Annotated in this window: 17 protein-coding genes; 10 read left to right on the plus strand and 7 right to left on the minus strand. The window is 62.9% G+C overall.

What is annotated here, in order from left to right; translation table 11 throughout:
* Positions 1 to 43: 43 nt before the first annotated feature.
* From sutA to glnK, 3 genes are all read right to left on the minus strand, one after another.
* Positions 44 to 373: a transcriptional regulator SutA gene (gene sutA, locus ACEWE8_RS07735; RefSeq protein ID WP_046786948.1), complete on the minus strand. Its 330-nt coding sequence runs from the start codon at positions 371 to 373 to the stop codon at positions 44 to 46.
* 429 nt (positions 374 to 802) lie between these two features.
* Entirely contained in the window at positions 803 to 2,137 is a 1,335-nt protein-coding gene (locus ACEWE8_RS07740) for an ammonium transporter (protein WP_046786947.1), read from the minus strand.
* A gap of 48 nt (positions 2,138 to 2,185) precedes the next feature.
* Entirely contained in the window at positions 2,186 to 2,524 is a 339-nt protein-coding gene (gene glnK / locus ACEWE8_RS07745; RefSeq protein WP_002555808.1) for a P-II family nitrogen regulator, read from the minus strand.
* 365 nt (positions 2,525 to 2,889) lie between these two features.
* Between glnK and ACEWE8_RS07750 the strand changes: the two genes are divergently transcribed.
* On the plus strand, positions 2,890 to 3,153 hold the full coding sequence (locus tag ACEWE8_RS07750) for an accessory factor UbiK family protein (RefSeq protein WP_012312185.1): 264 nt from the start codon (positions 2,890 to 2,892) through the stop codon (positions 3,151 to 3,153).
* A gap of 20 nt (positions 3,154 to 3,173) precedes the next feature.
* Here ACEWE8_RS07750 and ACEWE8_RS07755 read toward each other — a convergent pair whose 3' ends face one another.
* The 4 genes from ACEWE8_RS07755 to flgA all read right to left on the minus strand — a co-directional run bounded on the left by ACEWE8_RS07755 (position 3,174) and on the right by flgA (position 6,952).
* The gene (locus tag ACEWE8_RS07755) at positions 3,174 to 5,201 is read right to left on the minus strand and encodes a DUF4034 domain-containing protein (RefSeq protein WP_046786946.1); all 2,028 of its coding nucleotides are present in this window, start codon (positions 5,199 to 5,201) and stop codon (positions 3,174 to 3,176) included.
* 187 nt (positions 5,202 to 5,388) lie between these two features.
* The gene (flgN, locus tag ACEWE8_RS07760) at positions 5,389 to 5,820 is read right to left on the minus strand and encodes a flagellar export chaperone FlgN (RefSeq protein ID WP_046786945.1); all 432 of its coding nucleotides are present in this window, start codon (positions 5,818 to 5,820) and stop codon (positions 5,389 to 5,391) included.
* A 39-nt stretch (positions 5,821 to 5,859) separates the two neighbouring features.
* Entirely contained in the window at positions 5,860 to 6,156 is a 297-nt protein-coding gene (flgM, locus tag ACEWE8_RS07765; RefSeq protein WP_196997316.1) for a flagellar biosynthesis anti-sigma factor FlgM, read from the minus strand.
* 85 nt (positions 6,157 to 6,241) lie between these two features.
* The gene (gene flgA, locus ACEWE8_RS07770) at positions 6,242 to 6,952 is read right to left on the minus strand and encodes a flagellar basal body P-ring formation chaperone FlgA (protein ID WP_223255141.1); all 711 of its coding nucleotides are present in this window, start codon (positions 6,950 to 6,952) and stop codon (positions 6,242 to 6,244) included.
* 162 nt (positions 6,953 to 7,114) lie between these two features.
* Between flgA and flgB the strand changes: the two genes are divergently transcribed.
* From flgB to flgJ, 9 genes are read left to right on the plus strand one after another with little or no spacing between them, the layout of a single operon-like run.
* The gene (gene flgB / locus ACEWE8_RS07775; RefSeq protein ID WP_046786944.1) at positions 7,115 to 7,525 is read left to right on the plus strand and encodes a flagellar basal body rod protein FlgB; all 411 of its coding nucleotides are present in this window, start codon (positions 7,115 to 7,117) and stop codon (positions 7,523 to 7,525) included.
* Positions 7,526 to 7,540: 15 nt separating this feature from the next.
* The gene (flgC, locus tag ACEWE8_RS07780) at positions 7,541 to 7,948 is read left to right on the plus strand and encodes a flagellar basal body rod protein FlgC (RefSeq protein ID WP_046786943.1); all 408 of its coding nucleotides are present in this window, start codon (positions 7,541 to 7,543) and stop codon (positions 7,946 to 7,948) included.
* 2 nt (positions 7,949 to 7,950) lie between these two features.
* Entirely contained in the window at positions 7,951 to 8,637 is a 687-nt protein-coding gene (locus ACEWE8_RS07785) for a flagellar hook assembly protein FlgD (protein WP_395589241.1), read from the plus strand.
* A 22-nt stretch (positions 8,638 to 8,659) separates the two neighbouring features.
* On the plus strand, positions 8,660 to 9,808 hold the full coding sequence (gene flgE / locus ACEWE8_RS07790) for a flagellar hook protein FlgE (RefSeq protein WP_046786941.1): 1,149 nt from the start codon (positions 8,660 to 8,662) through the stop codon (positions 9,806 to 9,808).
* 4 nt (positions 9,809 to 9,812) lie between these two features.
* A complete protein-coding gene (locus tag ACEWE8_RS07795) occupies positions 9,813 to 10,568 on the plus strand; it encodes a flagellar basal body rod protein FlgF (protein WP_046786940.1) in 756 nt (251 codons plus the stop codon).
* A 31-nt stretch (positions 10,569 to 10,599) separates the two neighbouring features.
* The gene (gene flgG, locus ACEWE8_RS07800) at positions 10,600 to 11,382 is read left to right on the plus strand and encodes a flagellar basal-body rod protein FlgG (RefSeq protein WP_046786939.1); all 783 of its coding nucleotides are present in this window, start codon (positions 10,600 to 10,602) and stop codon (positions 11,380 to 11,382) included.
* A gap of 5 nt (positions 11,383 to 11,387) precedes the next feature.
* The gene (locus ACEWE8_RS07805) at positions 11,388 to 12,086 is read left to right on the plus strand and encodes a flagellar basal body L-ring protein FlgH (RefSeq protein WP_177010140.1); all 699 of its coding nucleotides are present in this window, start codon (positions 11,388 to 11,390) and stop codon (positions 12,084 to 12,086) included.
* Positions 12,087 to 12,096: 10 nt separating this feature from the next.
* Positions 12,097 to 13,251: a flagellar basal body P-ring protein FlgI gene (locus tag ACEWE8_RS07810; protein ID WP_080952146.1), complete on the plus strand. Its 1,155-nt coding sequence runs from the start codon at positions 12,097 to 12,099 to the stop codon at positions 13,249 to 13,251.
* Entirely contained in the window at positions 13,251 to 14,162 is a 912-nt protein-coding gene (flgJ, locus tag ACEWE8_RS07815) for a flagellar assembly peptidoglycan hydrolase FlgJ (protein WP_223255140.1), read from the plus strand. The genes ACEWE8_RS07810 and flgJ overlap by 1 nt, the downstream gene beginning before the upstream one ends.
* Positions 14,163 to 14,251 lie beyond the last annotated feature (89 nt).

The raw sequence follows: 14,251 nt of genomic DNA on the forward strand, positions 1-14,251 counted from the left end.
AAAAAAGCCCGCAGCGACGGCGGGCTTTTTGGTGTTCAGCCACTCAGATAGGGCGGCTGCCGTACTTGTTGTCCGGCTTCTTGGGCGGGTCGGCGACTACGTTGGCCTCGACTTCCTGCACCTTGCCACCGCGCGAAAGGAATTCTTCCATCGCCTTGGCCAGGGCATCACGCTCCTTTTGCTTGGCTTCCATGCTCGGCATCTCGTCTACCGAAACAGCCGCCTTGGATTTGCCCTTGGCTACCGGTGCCGGGCTGCTGTCATCATCGCCAGCGTCTTCGGCGCCATCGCCAGCCGCAGCGTCGAGGCTATCATCAGCCTCGTCTTCGTCGCCTACTTCGAGGTCATCATTTTCCAGATCGTCGTCGCTCATGTTCTACCTCATGACTTGCGAAAAGCAGGTTAGTTATAGACCAGTGCAGCCGTAGACCGGCAGCCACCAGTGAAAATTCAACTGGCCGTGGGTTGGCCACTGCCCTTGGGACGGCACTCCTGATGGGACGCCCCGCCCGGCAGGCCCTGCTCCTGGCAGGACCTGACAAAACCTTGCAGCCCTTGCTGGCCACACGCTATTGGCAAGCCTAGCAAAGGCTGACGAAGCGTGCGGACAACTCGTGCAACACCTCTCGGCGCGCATTCTAGCGCGCCCGTGGAAAAAGCAAAGCTCCATAAACGCCCTGCTTGTTGTAAGTTTTTGGCTTACGTCGCGAACGTGACTGATAAACCGTTTGCTCTGCGGGAAATGGCAAAAAACAGGCAAAAAAATGCCCGGCAAGCCGGGCAAGTTTTTCCAGCGTCGCAGTTACAGGTTGTAACCGCGTTCGTTGTGTTGAGCCAGGTCGAGGCCGACCGACTCTTCTTCTTCGTTGACCCGCAGGCCCATCACCACGTCCAGCACCTTGAGGATCACGTAGGTGACGATGGCGGTGTAGACCACGGTGAAAATCACGCCCTTGGCCTGGATCCAGACCTGCGCACCGATATCGGTGACCGCGCCGAAGCCGCCCAGGGCCGGTGCCGCGAACACACCGGTGAGGATGGCGCCGATGATGCCGCCGATGCCATGCACGCCGAAGGCATCCAGGGAGTCGTCATAACCCAGCTTGCGCTTGAGGGTGGTAGCGCAGAAGTAGCAGAGCACGCCAGACACCAGGCCAATCACCAGGGCGCCCATCGGGCCCACGGTGCCGGCAGCCGGGGTGATGGCAACCAGGCCGGCGACCACACCCGAGGCGATGCCCAGGGCGCTCGGTTTGCCGTGGCCGATCCACTCGGCGAACATCCAGCCCAACGCTGCAGCAGCGGTAGCGATCTGGGTCACCAGCATGGCCATGCCGGCAGTACCGTTGGCGGCTGCGGCGGAGCCGGCGTTGAAGCCGAACCAACCGATCCAGAGCATGGCTGCGCCCATCAGCGTGTAGCCCAGGTTGTGCGGGGCCATCGGGGTAGTCGGGTAGCCTTTGCGCTTGCCCAATACCAGGCAGCAGACCAGGCCGGCGATACCGGCGTTGATGTGCACCACGGTGCCGCCAGCGAAGTCGAGCACGCCCCAGTCCCACATCAGCGCGCCATCACCGCTCCAGACCATGTGCGCGATCGGTGCGTAGACCAGGGTGAACCAGATGCCCATGAACACCAGCATCGCCGAGAACTTCATGCGTTCGGCGAAGGCACCCACGATCAGCGCCGGGGTGATGATGGCGAAGGTCATCTGGAAGGTAATGAAGACCGCTTCAGGGAACAGTGCGGCAGCCGACGTCAGGCCGTCCGGCGTTACGCCGCTGAGGAACGCCTTGGAGAAGCCGCCGACGAAGGAATTGAAGTTGAGCACGCCCTTTTCCATACCAGTGGTATCGAAGGCCATGCTGTAGCCGTAAACGACCCAGAGAATGCTCATCAGGCCGGTGATGGCAAAGCACTGCATCATCACCGAGAGTACGTTCTTCGAACGCACCATACCGCCGTAGAACAGGGCCAGGCCCGGGATGGTCATGAACAGCACCAGCGCCGTGGCAGTCAGCATCCAGGCGGTGTCACCGGAGTTCAGTACTGGGGCGGCAGCCTCCTCTGCCAGGGCGAGGCCCGGCATTACGAGGGACAATAGGGCTCCTAGCCCTGCGATCTTACGCAGAGTCATGTTGTTTTCTCCTGGGGCGTTGGGTTTGGTGAGGCTTTTTTTGGGCGCTTAGATCGCGTCGGTATCGGTTTCGCCGGTACGGATGCGGATTGCCTGCTCCAGATTCACCACGAAGATCTTGCCGTCACCGATCTTGCCGGTGTTGGCAGCCTTGGTGATGGCTTCGATCACTCGATCGAGGTCCTTGTCGTCGATGGCGACGTCGATCTTCACCTTGGGCAGGAAGTCGACCACGTATTCCGCACCGCGATACAACTCGGTGTGACCCTTCTGCCGACCGAAGCCTTTGACTTCGGTGACGGTGATGCCCTGCACGCCGATTTCCGACAGTGACTCTCGCACGTCGTCCAGCTTGAACGGCTTGATGATGGCTGTGACTAGCTTCATGAAACTCTCTCCCGATTTGGTGGACTTGCCCCAGGAAAACAAACCCGTCTCAAGTCTAAGCGCAGCGGTTGGCTTTGTAACGCGTCGTCGGCATCCGGCTTCGCGTGCGCACTGCCTGGTCACAAGGAACTGCATCAGTGCATGGCTCGTACAGGTCTTTGCAGAAACCTTGCCAGTTCCGTTAAAGCGCCGAAAAACAGGCAGTTGCGTGGAAGAGTCAGGCTTGGCCAGTCGCCAGCATTGAAAAGATGCACCGTCTTGGTGCGCAGCATTGCACGGGACTGCTCGAAAAATGTGCAACGGAACGCAAAACGGACCCCGTGTTACACTGCCGGCCATTTCCCGTCAGCAGTGGACAGCCGATCATGCTCGCGCCCAAAGCCCTTCTCGATGCCCTGAGCGACCAGGCCTCGCGCCTGTTCAGTGGCGATACCGCCCAGCCCCGCGCCGAACTGGAAAGCCAGTTCAAGGTGCTGATGCAAGGTGCCTTCAGTAAGCTGGACCTGGTCAGCCGTGAAGAATTCGACAGCCAGATGGTCGTTTTGGCCCGCACCCGTGCGCGCCTGGAGGCCCTGGAGAAACAGGTCGCCGAGTTGGAAGCCCGCATGGCACCCGCGGCACAGGATTAAGCTCCGCGCCCGCCCTGCCCTTACGCGGGAGCCCGCAGCCGGCCGGGTGCCTGGCTGCTTGGCTTGGGCGGCAGCTCACTGGCATACAGGTCCCCTCGAAACAGCGTTGCACCGCACACCGTGAACAGCGTCCTGAACAGGTTGTGCGAGTTGCGAATCCGGGCCTGAATGCCCTCGATGGCCGAATCCCCCGGCTGCAGCGCGACCGCACGGTTGGCCCACTCGATGGCCGCGAAGCGGCTCGGCTTGCGCGTACCATGCCCGTGCATCCAGGCCAGGCCTAGCTCCGCGCTGGCACGCCCGGCTATCGCGCAATCAGGGTAGTGCACCAGGTCCAGCAGGTAGGCGACCGCCTCTGCGCGCTCCCGGGGGTCGCCGAACTGGCGCTGCAGAATGGCCAACTGCAAGCGGGCCTGGGCATCGAGCGCCTCGTTGCCTAGGCAATCGAGCAGCAAGCGCCTTACCGCCAGCATCGCGCTACGCTCGCTCAAGTTCTGGTCATTACGCATGCGTTGGCAGGCCAGGTCGTACTTGGCCATCTGGCTGCCTGCCTGCGCGGCACACAGCAGCCAATGCGCTGCTGCCCCAGAGTCTATGTAGTGTTCCGGCGTTCCCTCGAGCCGACCGCAATGCAGCGCGTAAAGCGCGGCTGCGGCATCGGGCAACTTGCACTCGGCACACTGCCTGTACAGAAAATAAGCGGCCTCGTAATACTTAGCGGCCCAAAGCAGGCGCGCTACCTCGAGTACATCAAAGCCCAGCCCCTCGCGGCCGCACTGTCGTTTAACCGCAGCGTTCAGCCAGGTGCGGGCCTGCTCGGCGCATTGCCTGAAACCCCACAACCCGAACTGGTGCCCCACGGACCGCAAAGCACAGGCCGCCGCTTGCCTGCGGTTTTCGCTTAACCGCTCGATGGCGATACGCAAGCTGTGCGCATCGTCTTGAACGCCATGGGTCACTACCAGGCAGACAAAGCTGTAGAACGGCTCACCAATGGCCGGTACGAAGCCGTGGTCGGGGTATAGCGCCACAGAAGCGACGAAGTCGTGCATCGCACCGGGGTAATCCTTTAGCGAAAAGCGGCGAAAAGCCCCTCGCCGGGCCATGAGCGTGGCGCGTTCCTTTGGCCTGAGCTCGCGTTGCATCCACCGCTCGAAGACTCGCTGCCAAGCCGCGACTTGCTGCACCTGATCGGCAGGAGGCAGCCGGAACTGATCCTCAAGTGCCAGCCAGCGGATTGCATTACGCAGGGTTTCAGGCCAGCCCCGGCACAAAGGGCCGCTGGCCACGGCATCAATGGCCTCATAACTACCGCCCCAACGGGGTGTGAGGTAGCTGGCATAGGCCTCGACCACCTCGAAGCAGCCAGGGAACCAGTTCAAGGCATGGCGCAGCCAGTAGTCCCGCGCAGACTCCTGCTCAGCGGGCAGGCGGGCACTCAGGCACGACGGCAGCACTTGCGGCAGCTCAACCAGCGGTGCCAGCCCATATTTGACCAGTAGCGGTGCCGCAGCCTCCTGCACTTCGACATCGGCATGGGCGCTGGGCCGAAAGCGCGCCGGCCGGCCATGAAACAGCTCCACCAGCCAGCCCGGTTCACGAAAGTGCGCACTGATCTGCAACATACCGATCGCCGCCGCTACAGGCTGCGCGCAACGCTCAATGGCCCGCAGGAAGTGCCCAGCGGCCATTTCGCAGGCCTGCTCGGCGGCCAGCCAGCGCGCTGCGGACACCTCATTGGCGGCAACCGTACCGCGAATACGGCAAGCGCGATTGAAGCAGTGAAAGCCCATGGCTACCTGGGGGTGATAAGCCTTGGGGCAAGCGTGGATCCAGGCTTTGAGGCGTTGTGTGAGGGCCTTGCTGCCTTCTACATCCCAGTCGACCAGCATGTGCCCCTGAACAGCCTCAAGGTAGGCCGGGCACTCCCCTGGGCGCGCTTGCCGCCACTGCGCCTGAAGGTTATCGAAGAAATGGTTGAGTTCAGCGAACTCCTTGGCCTTTACCCGCTCCAGGATCTGCTGGCGGGTGCGAATGAGCGTTTGCACGGGCAGTACCTCAAGTCCATTTGGAGGAGATGCATTGCCATCCCTTGGCAAGGCAGTAACGGTTGAACACTAAGCCATAGCTTTGCCGGGCGCAAAGTTATTGGATCCATTTCTGTCAGGTTGCGTGAAAAAGCAGGGAAACCTGGACCTAAAAACAACAACGCTGGCTTATTGCGCCCGCCGCGCATCACAACAAGCTGGATACCGGCAGCCCATTGGGGCCATACAGCCGGTCTGCGGTAATGCGGTCAAGGAAATCTAGGATCTGCTGATTGCCTTTGAGGCGAAGGCCCAAGGCTTCACCGTTCACCCTGTTTAGCGCCCGGGCGCGTAACGCCGACTGACGCAAACGCCGCCAGGCACTCAGGCAATCTGCGTCCCGGGCAGCCCGCAACGCCCCTTCCCGTCCAGGGCCATAGCCAAGCTTCAACTGCGCCGTCGCACGCATGGCCTCCAACTGCTCCAATCGCAGCAGAGCCGCCTGCTTGCCAGCGACCAGTTCGCGCAAGCGCTCGGCATCCACCCGCCCCTGTGCCAGGGCAAGACGTTCCTGCTCCAGTAACTGCAGCAGTTGCTCGACAACCCGTTGCTGCACATCCAAGTGCCTGCCCAAACTCATAGGCCACCCACTTTCAGAGCTGCTGCGCCGAAGGGCCGTTCATGTCGGCTCACTGTCGAGCATTTCCCTGAAGTCGGCCACCAGGCTGTCATAGATGGCCTGCGAGTCGACCTGCAGGCTGCCATCGGCGATGGACTGACGCAGGGCGGCGACCTTTTCCAGGTCAACATCCGCCGCAGGGTCGGTTGGGTTGAGGTCGCTGACCTGCGAGAGCTCTACAGCGTCTTCGGGCAGCGTATCCATTTCCTGCGAGGCAACGCGGGCTGTAGCGGCGCCCGCCAGGTTGGCATCGGTCGAGGGAAGGAGGTTGGTGAGCGGGGAACTTATGATTTTCACGATAGAGGCTTCGTTGGCTGTGGTTTGAACACTATCGGCATCCGTACGCGCCACCTTTGGCCGGCGATAGGTTTTTGACAAAAAATCAGTAGCGCAGCAGCAGTTCGTTCTTGCCAACGACCTGAGCATCGAGCATTCGGCCGTCGCCGCCCAGTACACGCACCCTGTTACCCAGGCCACCATTGTCCAAGGCCTTGCCATTGCGGCTGAGGGTGAACCCCGCCCCCTGCGCGCGCAACACCACGGGGCGGTTGCGCTCAACCAGCCAGCGCTCGCGAACCCCCTTGAGCGCAAGCACGGCGCCGCGCTCCACGCCACGAGCAGCTTGCCGGCCGACCACCTGCTCGGCGCGCAATGCACTGCCTTGGGGCAGATCTTGCAGCGGCCCGCGCCGGCTGATCAGCATATTGGCCTGGATGACCTCGCCTGCCTTGATCCTGCGTGCGCTCACGACATAGCTGCCTACGGCGCTGACCGTCACCTGCAGGTAGCCGAGCACGCCATCCTGACCTGCGCAACGCACGCCCATCGCTACACGCCCGACGGGCAGGCGGCGCGGGTGCACCAGGTAGGGTCGGGGTACGGCACAGGCACTGATTCGCGAGACCGGCTGGCCGATGTCCAGCAGCGTCAGGCGGCTACCCGCCGGCAGTCGCGGTTCGATCAGTTGCCTAACCCGAGCCTGCAGCGCATCGTCCTGAGCGAACGCGGCACTGGCCTGGGCCAGGCACAACAGCATCCCCAGCGACCGGCAGATACGCGCCAGGCCAGCACCTACGGTAAGTGGTCCGGTCATCGAGCCGATGCCTCTTGTAGAGTTTCAGGCGCAGCATTCTAGGCAGCTCTGCAACAACGCAAAGGTCGAATTGCTCGCCAAATAGCGGTCTGTTCCGGCCTTTGCCCCATGCTCATCCCCTCTACTCTGCACGCCGTTCAACAGATGGCACGGGCCGCAGGCATGATCGACAAACTCGACAACGAGCTGCGCTTTGCGCAAGACGCGATGAGCTTGCGCGCTGAGCGCCAGCAAGTGCTGGCCAACAATATCGCGAACGCCGACACGCCCAACTACCGCGCCCGGGACTTCGATTTCGCCACCGAACTGGCCAGCTCCCTGAACCAGGGCCGCTCGCGCAGCAGCATGTCCCTGGCCACCACCTCTGACCGTCATCTGCATGCCTCCAGCGGCAGCAGTTCGGTGCATGAACTGCTGTACCGCGTGCCAGACCAGCCAAGCCTTGACGGCAACACCGTGGATATGGACCGGGAGCGCGCACAGTTCGCCGACAACAGCGTCCGCTACCAAGCCAGCCTGACCTTCCTGAACAACCGCCTGCAGTCGCTCAAGAACGCGATGCAATCCGAATAACCCGGGGTAAACCGCATGTCCATGTTCAGTATTTTCGACATCGCCGGCTCGGCGCTCAGCGCACAGTCCGAGCGCATGAACGTGACCGCCAGCAACCTGGCCAACGCCGACACCACCAGCGGCCCGGACAACGAAGCCTATCGCGCCCGCCAGGTGGTATTCGAGACCCAGTACCAGGACGGCAGCGAAGTGGGCGGCGTGCGGGTGAGCCAGGTGATCGAGGACGGCTCGCCCATGCGCCAGGAGTACCGCCCCGGCGACCCGCTGGCCGACGAATCGGGCTACGTGACCATGCCCAACGTCGAGCCCGTAGGCGAGATGGTCAACATGATCTCCGCTTCGCGCTCCTACCAGGCCAACGTCGAAGTCATGGCCGCCAGCAAAGAATTGATGCTCAAGACCCTGACCCTTGGCGAGGCCTGACCATGACCAGCACCATCGCAAGTTCGGTCCTCTCGACCATGAACAGCACCAGCAGCACCAGCAGCACCAGCGACAGCACAGCCTCCAGCGCTGACGAGCTGCAAGACCAGTTCCTCACCCTGCTGACCACCCAGCTGCAGAACCAGGACCCCACCGACCCGCTGGACAACAGCGAGATGGTCACGCAGCTGGCGCAGATCAGCACCATCAGCAGCATCGAAGAAGTGACCAGCACCTTGGAGGGTATTTCCAGCCAGATCAGCGCATCGGAGACCCTGCAGGCCTCTGCTCTGGTCGGTAACGGCGTGCTGATCGAAGGCGACAGCATCCAGGTGGCCAGCGGCGTCGCCACCGCCTTCGGCGTCAGCCTGGGCAGCGATGCGGACAGCGTCACCATCAACATCTCGGACAGCAGCGGCAACGTGGTCGCCACGCTGGACGCAGGCGACATGAGCGCCGGTACTCAGGCCCTGTACTGGGACGGTGTGCAGGACGACGGCACGACTGCCGCCGATGGCAGTTACACCTTCACCGTGAGTGCGACCAGCGATGACGCCAGCGTGACCGCAACCGCACTGAAATACGCCCTGGTGACCGGTGTGACCACCGACAGCAGCGACGAGGTTGCGCTCGATCTGGGCGGCGTCAACGACAACGTCGGCCTCGGCGACATCAAGCTGGTGCTTTGAACCCTAATCACGGAGAACAACCATGGGCTTTTCCCAAGCGCTCAGCGGCCTGACCGCCGCATCCACCGACCTGGAGGTCGTCAGCAACAACATCTCCAACTCGCAGACCGTGGGGTTCAAGAGCTCTACGGTGCAGTTCGCCGACGTCTACTCAGGGGCCGATGTGGGCCTGGGTACAACGGTGTCCGGTGTCGTGCAGAATTTCGAGTCAGGCAGCCTGACCACCACGGACAACAGCCTGGACCTGGCCATCAATGGCGACGGTTTCTTCACCTTCACCGATGGCACGCAGACCGTCTACTCGCGTAACGGCCAGCTGACGCTGACAGCCGACGGCTACCTGGTGAACTCGGCCGGCGACCAGTTGCTTGGTGCCAATGGCGTGATCCAGATCCCCACCAGCGGTATGCAGGCCAGCGCCAGTACGGAACTGGATGCAGAGCTGAACCTTGATGCCAGCGAAGACATCATTACCGATACCTTCGATGCCACCGATGCATCGACCTATTCCTATTCGACCACGGCCACGGTCTACGACTCGCTCGGCAACAGCCACACCTCGACGCTGTACTTCAGCAAAACCGCCGAAAACACCTGGGACATCCACAGTGCCATCGATGGCAACCTGCTGAGCGAGAGCCAGACAGTTACCTTCAGCTCTAGCGGCCTGATCACCAGCGGCGAAACAGGCACCTATACCTACGACCCGGCCAACGGTGCGGCGACGATGTCCATCGCGTTGGACCTGACCGGTACCACGCAGTTCGGCAACGACTCCGAAGTATCGAGCATCTCCCAGGACGGCTATACCTCGGGCAGCCTGATCAGTTTCACCATCGATGACACCGGCACTGTGATCGCTACCTACTCCAACGATCAAACCCAGGAAATCGACCAGATCCAGTTGGCCAGCTTCTCCAACGAAAATGGTCTGCAGGCCAATGGCGACAACACCTGGATTGCCACCACCGCCTCGGGCCAAGCGCTGCTGGGCCTTGCCAGCAGCGGGTCGCTAGGCTCGATCCTCAGTGGCACCACCGAGGACTCCAACGTCGACCTTACCGCCGAGCTGGTAAACCTGATCATCGCCCAGCGTACCTTCCAGGCCAACGCCAAGTCGGTGACCGCCCAGAGCGAAGTGCTGCAGCAAGCCGTGAACATCGGTTCCTGACACCATGGACCGGATGCTCTTCACCGCCATGAGCGGGGCGAACCAGGCACTCGAGCAACAGGCGGTAGTCGCCAACAACCTGGCCAACATCGTCACGCCCGGTTTTCGTGCGCAACTGGTGCAGATGCAGTCTTCACCGGTGGCAGGCGAAGGCCTGCCGACGCGGGTTTCAGTCAGCGCCACTGGCGTGGGCGTGGACTGGTCCGAAGGCCCCATCACCCACACCGACCGCAACCTCGACGTGGCGCTGGGCGAAAACACGCTGCTCGCGGTGCAGACCGCCGATGGCCAGGAAGCCTACACCCGCCGTGGTGACCTGCAAGTGGACGGCAGCGGTGCCATGACCGTGGCAGGGCTGCCGGTGATGGGCGATGGCGGCCCCATCAGCGTGCCATTGGGCAGCGAAGTCAGCTTGGGTAGCGACGGCACCATCAGTGTTCGCGAACAGGGCATGGAGCCGCGTGGGCTGAGCCCGGTCGGCAAACTCAAGCTGGTGTCAGCCCTGCCAGGCACCCTGGAAGCGGGCAATGACGGGCTGCTGCGCCAGCCGGCCGACGCCAATGGCATCCATCAGCAGCTGGCGGCCGATGAAAGCCTGCGCGTCACCCCGGGCGCACTGGAGGGCAGCAACGTCAGCCCGACCGGCGCCATGGTGGCCATGATCGACAACGCCCGCCGCTATGAAATGCAGATGAAGGCCATCAGCGCCGCCGACGACAACGCCAAGAGCGCCAATCAGTTGCTCGCCTTGCAGGGCTGAGCCGGGCGCCGAATGAACAGGTAACCGACCGATGATCAGATCACTGTGGACGGCCAAGACCGGGCTTGAGGCCCAGCAAGGGCAGCTCGACGTCATTGCCAACAACCTGGCCAACGTCAGCACCAACGGCTTCAAACGCTCACGCGCCGTGTTCGAGGACCTCGTCTACCAGAACGTGCGCCAGCCGGGGGCTCAGAGCAGCACCGACACCCGGCTGCCTTCAGGTTTGCAGGTCGGCACCGGCGTGCGCCAGGTGGCCACCGAACGCCTGCACACCCAGGGCAACCTGGAAGAGACCAGCAGCTCCAAGGACCTGGCCATCAATGGCCTGGGTTTCTTCGAGGTCGACATGCCCGACGGCTCGACCGCCTACACTCGCGACGGCAGCTTTCAGCTCGACGCCAACGGCGAGATGGTCAGCTCCAATGGCTATAAATTGACGGCAGGGATCACCATTCCGGCCAATGCCACGTCGATTTCCATCAGCACCGACGGCATCGTCTCGGTGACCCAGCCCGACAGCACCGCCTCCACCCAAGTGGGCCAACTGAACCTGGCACTGTTCGTCAACAATGCGGGCCTGCAGAGCATCGGCCAGAACCTGTACCAGGAAACCGATGCTTCCGGCAGCCCCACCGAGACGACACCCGGCCTGAACGGTGGCGGCACTGTCAGCCAGGGCTATGTCGAGACCTCCAACGTCAATGTGGTGGAGGAAATGGTGGGCATGATCCAGACCCAGCGCGCCTATGAAATCAACAGCAAGGCCGTCGAAACCTCCGACGAAATGCTGCAGCGCCTGACCCAGCTCTGATGGCCATGTCCCAACCCCGCAACGCATCGCTCAAGCTCCTGCCCTTCGTTTGCCTGGCCGTGCTGCTCGGCGCTGTGCTATCGGCTGCCGGTTGTGCGCAACTGGTACCAAAGCCAGTGGTGCCCGACGAGTCCATGCAGGTGCCCGACTTGCCCGAACGCCTGGCCAATGGCTCGATCTACCAAGGGCAGCGCGGTTCGCAACCGCTGTTCGAGGACCGCCGCCCGCGGATGGTCGGCGATACGCTGACCGTAGAACTCAACGAGCAGGTCAGCGCCAGCAAGACCTCATCGTCCAATGCCGACCGCAGCGGCAGCCTGGGCCTGGCGTTTTCCACCAGCTCCGACCGTGACTCCAAGGTTGGCAACTACGGCGTGAATGCCTCGACCGACCATGAGTTCGCCGGCAGTGGTGGCTCCAAGGCCAACAACTCGTTCACCGGCACCATTTCGGTCACGGTCATGCAGGTGCTGGCCAACGGTAACTTGAGGGTGCGTGGCGACAAGCAGATCGCCATCAATCAGGGCACCGAGTTCATCCGTTTCTCCGGCGTGGTCAACCCACGCTCGATCACCGGGGAGAACACCGTGCTTTCAAGCCAGGTGTCCCTGGCACGCATCGAGTACGTCGGCGAAGGCTACATCAATGAGGCGCAACGCATGGGCTGGTTGCAACGCGTCATCCTCAACCTGTCACCTTTCTAACGAGCGCATCATGGCCGACTCCCCGTTCACTTCCGGGCTGCGATGCCGACTGCACTGCGCGGCCCGCGCCCTGCGCCCGCTGTTTGGCGCCTTCGCGCTGGTACTGGGCGGCACGGCGCACGCGGAGCAGATCCGCGACATCGCCGATTTCGCCGGCATCCGCAGCAACAACCTTGTGGGCTATGGCCTGGTGGTCGGGCTGGACGGTACAGGCGACCAGACCACCCAAAGCCCCTTTACCGAGCAGGGTCTGACCAACATGCTTTCCCAGCTCGGCGTTACCTTGCCGGCCGGCGCCAACATGCAGATGCGTAACATCGCGGCGGTGATCGTCACCGCCAACCTGCCGCCCCTGACCCGCCCCGGCCAGCAGATCGATGTGGTCGTTTCTTCCATCGGCAACGCCCGCAGCCTCAGGGGTGGAACGCTGTTGATGACCCCGCTCAAAGGTGCCGACGGCGATGTGTATGCCATGGCCCAAGGCAACCTGCTGGTGGGTGGTGCTGGTGCGGCAGCCAATGGCAGCAGCGTGCAGATCAACCAGCTGGCCGGTGGCCGCATCAGCCGCGGGGCAGTGGTGGAGCACAGCGTGCCGCTCGACCTCGGCGCCCAGCACGGCATCCTCGAACTGCAACTACGCGAGCCCGACCCGGCCACCGCGCAGCGGGTAGTGTTCGCCATAAACAGCGTGATGCGCAGCACCGTCGCCTCGGCGGTGGACGGCGGCCTGGTGCAGGTACAAGGGCCGCTCTCGGCCAACGAGCGGGTCAATTTCATGGCCCGGATCGACAGCATCGATGTAATGCCAATGCAGGCACGGCCCAAAGTCATACTCGATTCGCGCACCGGCTCGGTGGTGCTCAATGGCTCGGTGAAGCTGTTCCGTGCCGCCGTGGCCCACGGCGATCTATCGGTCACCATCGACACCACCAACAGCGTCAGCCAGCCAGGCGCCTTGAGCGGCGGACAAACTGCGGCCACCGCCAACAGCGACATATCAATCGAAACCCAGGCCCGCGCCCTGCACGTACTGGAAGGCAGCGCCGACTTGATGGATGTGGTCAAAGGCCTCAACGCCCTGGGTGCCACGCCACAGGACCTGATGGTCATTCTCCAGGCGCTCAAGGCCGCCGGTTCCCTGCGTGCAGAACTGGAGATCATCTGATGAGCATGGCTGATGGCGCGGCGGGGTTCGCGCTCGACGTTCAGGGCCTGCAACGTTTGCGCAGCCAGGCCGGGCGCAGTGGTGAGGCAGGCCTGAAGGAAGCGGCCCGGCAGTTCGAAGCGCTGTTCCTGCAGACGATGCTCAAGAGCATGCGTGCGGCGATACCCAAGTCGGAGCTGTCCAACAACTCGCAAACCCAACTCTATACCGAGATGCTCGACCAGCAATGGGCTCAGAGCCTGGCCGGGCACGGCATGGGCCTGGCCGAGCAACTGACGCGTAGCCTTTCGACAAGCGGGCTGGTGGCCGAGCCCCCGACTGCTGCACAGGAATCGCCCTTCGTCAGCCTGGCCCGACAAACGCCGGCTTTCAATGCCTGGAAGCGCTATGAAGTGCGCGACGAAGCAGCTGGCCGTGCCGAGCATGTCGAGGACTTCGTGGCCCGGCTGGCCGAACCGGCGCGCATGGCCGCACGCAGCAGCGGCGTGCCGGCACAGCTGATTCTTGCCCAGGCCGCTCTGGAGACCGATTGGGGGCGACGGCGCATCACCTCCGCCGACGGCGCGGACAGCCACAACCTGTTCGGTATCAAGGCCGGCGGGCGCTGGCAAGGTGAAACCACGCAGATACAGACCACCGAATACGTCGCCGGCGAGGCACACAAACAGGTGGAGAGCTTCCGCGTCTATCCCCACGCTCAGGCCGCTTTCGACGATTACGCGCGCTTGATCCGCAGCCGCCCCGGTTATGCAGCGGCGCGCAACGCCACAAGCAGCTCAGAGGCAGCGCTAGCGCTGCAGCAAGGCGGGTACGCCACTGACCCACACTATGCCGACAAGCTGATCGCGGTCATGGCGACCATCGGGCCGCTGCCATCTGCCGGGCAGGTAGCACTGGCCAACGACCAATAAGGCCCGCACGCATTTGCCAACGCTTTTGTGCAACCAGCAATGGATAAAGGCTCAAGATGCCCTGACCCGAGGCCGATGTTGCGCAGCAT

Origin of the sequence: Pseudomonas sp. TR47, from assembly GCF_044143025.1 — a bacterium.
GTDB lineage: Bacteria > Pseudomonadota > Gammaproteobacteria > Pseudomonadales > Pseudomonadaceae > Aquipseudomonas > Aquipseudomonas putida_E.